The sequence below is a fragment of the Ruegeria sp. BF12 genome (assembly GCF_056538705.1).
In genome coordinates, this window is the sequence record NZ_JBQFTP010000037.1 from 1 (window position 1) to 4,308 (window position 4,308).

Annotated in this window: 4 protein-coding genes and 2 pseudogenes; 2 read left to right on the forward strand and 4 right to left on the reverse strand. The window is 51.6% G+C overall.

All coding sequences use genetic code 11. From position 1 onward, the window contains the following. The coding region (locus ACR0J0_RS23455) for a transposase (protein WP_480666399.1) at nucleotides 1-239 on the forward strand (239 nt) is incomplete at its 5' end. Between the two features lie 116 nt (nucleotides 240-355). Here the strand turns inward: ACR0J0_RS23455 and ACR0J0_RS23460 are convergent. From ACR0J0_RS23460 to ACR0J0_RS23475, 4 genes and pseudogenes are all read right to left on the reverse strand, one after another. Beyond that, nucleotides 356-685, reverse strand: a pseudogene (locus tag ACR0J0_RS23460) (transposase); the annotation flags it as partial. A gap of 246 nt (nucleotides 686-931) precedes the next feature. Continuing rightward, complete coding sequence (locus ACR0J0_RS23465; RefSeq protein ID WP_480666401.1) at nucleotides 932-1,486, reverse strand: TadE/TadG family type IV pilus assembly protein; 555 nt, start codon at nucleotides 1,484-1,486, stop codon at nucleotides 932-934. Nucleotides 1,487-1,490: 4 nt separating this feature from the next. Next, nucleotides 1,491-2,012, reverse strand: coding sequence for a TadE/TadG family type IV pilus assembly protein (locus ACR0J0_RS23470; RefSeq protein WP_480666402.1), 522 nt, complete (start codon nucleotides 2,010-2,012; stop codon nucleotides 1,491-1,493). An 8-nt stretch (nucleotides 2,013-2,020) separates the two neighbouring features. Beyond that, nucleotides 2,021-3,679, reverse strand: a complete 1,659-nt coding sequence (locus ACR0J0_RS23475; protein WP_480666403.1) for a TadE/TadG family type IV pilus assembly protein — start codon at nucleotides 3,677-3,679, stop codon at nucleotides 2,021-2,023. A 536-nt stretch (nucleotides 3,680-4,215) separates the two neighbouring features. Between ACR0J0_RS23475 and ACR0J0_RS23480 the strand changes: the two are divergent. Continuing rightward, nucleotides 4,216-4,308: pseudogene (locus ACR0J0_RS23480) on the forward strand (IS5/IS1182 family transposase); the annotation flags it as partial.

The window sequence follows — 4,308 nt, forward strand, 5'->3', positions numbered from 1 at the left end:
ACGCCGACTGGTTTCGAGAAGCGTTAAAAGACAAAGGGATACGCGCCAGCATCCCCGGCCGTAAGCAACGCAAGACCCCGGTCAAGTACGATAAGCGTAGGTACAAACGCCGCAACCGCATCGAAATCATGTTTGGCAGGCTCAAAGTTTGGAGGCGTGTGGCAACCCGCTATGACCGTTGTCCAAAGGTCTTCCTTTCTGCCATCGCTCTGGCGGCAACTGTCGTCTACTGGTTATGAATCTTGACCCCAACAAGCTGGCGCGAATGGATTGGGGTATCTTGAGACACAAAACGGCGTTCGACGCCCCGAGAGGTGAGGTTGCTATCGGCGTCTAATATGCCTAGGGTCAGGATTCATAACCAATAGATGACGGTTGCTGCGAGCGCGATGGCAGAAAGGAATACTTTGGGACAGCGGTCATAGCGGGTTGCGACGCGTCTCCAGTCCTTGAGTCTGCCGAACATGATTTCGATACGGTTGCGGCGTTTGTACCTACGCTTATCGTACTTGACCGGGGTCTTGCGTTGCTTACGGCCGGGGATGCTGGCGCGTATCGCTTTGTCTTTCATGGCATCTCGGAACCAGTCGGCGTCATGGCCACGATCCCCAAGCAGCCAGTCAGCCTTTAGCAAGCTGCTGAGCAACGCCCGAGCGCCGATCTAGTCGCTTACTTGCCCAGCGGTGCGATGCGTGGCAAGCGAGCCATTGGTGGCGGACGGCGACAGATTAGACACGTCGTGTTCCAAGCCGCTCTCGTCGCAAGCCACCAAAATCCGGTACTCAAGATCTTCGCAGATAGTTTGCGGGACGCAGGAAAGCCACACAAGGTCATCGTCACAGCAGTCGCTAGAAAGCTCGTCACAATCGTGAACGCACTCCTCAAATCTCAGCAAAACTGGTCGACTCAGACCGCCTGAGAAATACGGTTGCTAGACGTTCCCTTTGATATTGTTTGCAAAGCGCGGTCGGGTAAAAATGAAGTTTTCAAGTTCGATATTGCCCAAGCCTACGCGAAAGAGGGGGACAAACGTGTTGGACGTCTCGACCAAGATGAGCGTGTTTTGATCCGACATCGGGGGCAAAGCATCTTTAATTAGTGCAACATCAGCGAGGGTCAGTTTTTCGGTAAATCCACCGCGATTTGCAGACCATTCCACCGAGTGGCTGTTGGTGTCTTCATGGTATTTAACTAGCGAAACTCGGATTTTCAGATCGGCCTGATTGACCACCATCAATCTGAACATTTCTTCCATCGAGTCGATATAGGCGTCGTTAATTACCCGGACTTCGCGAGAAATCACGTCACCAATTGTGTGCGCTGCTTTGATGTTCGAGGCACTCTGCCTGTAGGCCTCGAAATACGTATATCCCGCCATGATCGTCCAAAAAAGCATTGGAGTAATGAGGACGGCCTCGAGGGATACTGAGCCGTCTTCCCCTGCTCGGAAGTGTTTCGGGCGGCGTGTTAGAAGTCGCTTGATCATGATACTAACTTGGCTCCTGCACGAAGACAGTTGTAGCGGTAAGGGCGTACTGGCCCTCTTCGTTGACCAGTGCTTTCGCCATTGCGGACGTTGGAAAAAGGGGGTTGATCTTGGCGCAGGCCCGCAGAACCATCAACTCGTTCTCAAGGCCGTTGTGGAAGGTCCGCACCGGGCGTACCACTTCGGAGAGATCAGTGCAGTCAGGGACAGTTGGCACCGTTATGGCGTCAAAAGGATCCTGGCGGATCATTTCCAACTGCACGCTGGTTTCGCAATTGCTGATAAAACTGGCGCGGCTGCAAATGAGAGCCTTGATGTCGTCGTGTTGTGGATCGATGCCGGTGTTCAGTCGTATGTCGCGTACTGTCAGGTCGACGGCACGCTCTAGCTGCGCGTGTTGCAGTGTTACTAAACCAAGCTCTAACCCCGAAAGAACCAAAAAAAAGATGGCGGGGAATACGATAGCGAACTCGACGGTCACATTTCCGTCTTCTTGGCGGCGGAGCTTATCCAGAGCGGAAATCATTCTACGCATCATTGTGTCAACCTCAACATACGGACAGAGGACGCGATCGATGTGAAGGCATCTGTGAGGTCAGGGGCCGACGCATCATAATAGTGACTGGCGGAACTTGCACAATTTTCCAGTACCTTTTGGCCATTCGCCGGAGCGTTGACGCTGACACTAAATACAATCACCCCCTGATCCTTGGCGGCCTTGCATACGTGTTTGGTGCGCTGGTCCTTAGCGACCGCGTTTTTCTTGCTGAACGCACTGGCTTCCCATTGGCCATAGGCACTTGGTGACTGGGTGAAGATGTTGTTTTCAATGTGTTCCAACGACACAAGGTTCAGCAGTTCAACGTAGGACAATTGTACTGCTGTGCCGGGTTCGTCTTCATTCACGCATTCTGTTTTACTGCCTTTGGTTGTGCACCGAGAATTTCCTTCGCCGTAGGCGTGATCTTGCCAGCTATTATCGTGCGGCCACCAGAACATAGGGGAGCCATTCGACTGAAAGACCGAGAAGCGATCCGCGTCCTCGTTGTACCATATATCCGACATGGTGGTGCGCATCGACGGATTGAGCATGTGCTGGTCAGTATTGTCTCCGTCGGAAACGAGAATCAGAACCTTTAGGACGTTGCTGTTGTAAGGTAGAGGGCGGTCGTCGAATGTTTCCGGTACGATACCGTCACCACCTTTGGCTACGGGGGTGGCAAGTTTCTCGATGACCGGCTGTGTACCGGGATCCAGCAGGATAAGGCCCCAATTCGCGCCATTGTCCAGGCCCGAGTCCTCGTCAACAATCGGATTGGCGAGCTTAGTGAGGCCGTCGACGTAGTTATGAAGCACTGTTTCATTGTTTTGGAACGGCAGGATCGCCGATCCGGGGCGGATTGGGCAGACAGGATGCTGAATCGGCTCTTTTGTCTCGGTGTAAGGGTCGAAATGAGCCGTTTGTTCCAGCACTCTGGTCAGAGAAAGCTCAGGCTGGCTAAATTCGTTGTCGATAAAGTTGACACAGTGTGAGTGGTGGTGAAAGCGGTCGAGATTGTAGTATTTCAGCAAATCCGCACCAGCGTTCACCTGGCTGGAATAAGGGATCAGTGAGAATGAAACCTCGTTGCTCCAAGTCCCGTTTTTTGTTCCAATCTTTGTAATGATGCTTTTCGTAGCAGCTTGCAGTGCTGGCAGGTCAATCGAGGTCGAGACGTCCGTGACAATTGAGATTTCGGCCAAGCCGACGCTTTCTTCGGCAGTGCTTGCCGCAGGGGCGCTCAGTGTATCAACGCCGGAAAGATGCATGAATTGGGTCGGGAATTCGGAAATGGCTGTCGCCGACACCTCACGATAACCAGCGCTGTTGACCACATCGATGCGGGTCACATGTTCCAGAAGGCCCGCCTTTTCCAAGTACGAACGAACGATGGATTTGGGTTCTGCCTTTTGATCAAGGTCTGCCGCAGCCAGAACAGCCCGGTCCAACGTGTACTGCAAGTCCGAACGTTCCTTTTCAAAGCGCATGTAATCTATGCCGATGCCCACAAAGGCGACGATGCACAAAAACATAAAGAGGCCGAAAATGGTAAGAGCACCACTCTCGTCACGGGCAAAATGTCGAGCATCTTTCTGCGCAGGAATTGAAGGGGAAGCGCAAGTGCTTACTGATCTCTTGAAATCCATGGGCATGAGTTATCCTCTCTTGGCCGAGGGAACCGGCCACAGGAATGTTCTTAGGGAATAAACACCTACAAACGCAGGAAGTGCGATTTCGGAACCTCTTAACCGTAACAAATTTCGGCAACTTTCTGACCCGTAAAAAAGGCCAGCGGCGAGTTGCAACCTTCACCAAAAAGCGTGTGGTTCAAAAATGGTCAAAATGTGGCAGCTCTCCGGTTATTTGGGGTGGTTATTTTTTACCGAAAATAATAATGAATTAATTTTCGGTTAAAGTATGCAAATGGTGGCTTTAAAACCATTGATTATTAAATAATCATCTGCTCTCGGCAGGCAAAGGAGAGAGCTGAGACCGCCGTTAATCAAAGCTAAAATCATGATAGGTAAATCGAAAAATGGCTTTATAAAACCTAAATAGAAAGAAATATTGGATTTGCTCGCCCAATATTGCAGCACTTTCTTTTACTTACCATTATTCCTTATTAGCGTCGTGACCCATTGGTTTCCGTTTTGCGGCGTGATTCACGGTTCAAAAACGAGCGGTGAACATGTCTGATCTCTTCTGGCTTGCGGATGCGCAAATGGCGCGTCTGGAGCCCTTCTTCCCGAAGCCCCACGGCAAGCCGCGCGTCGATGACAGG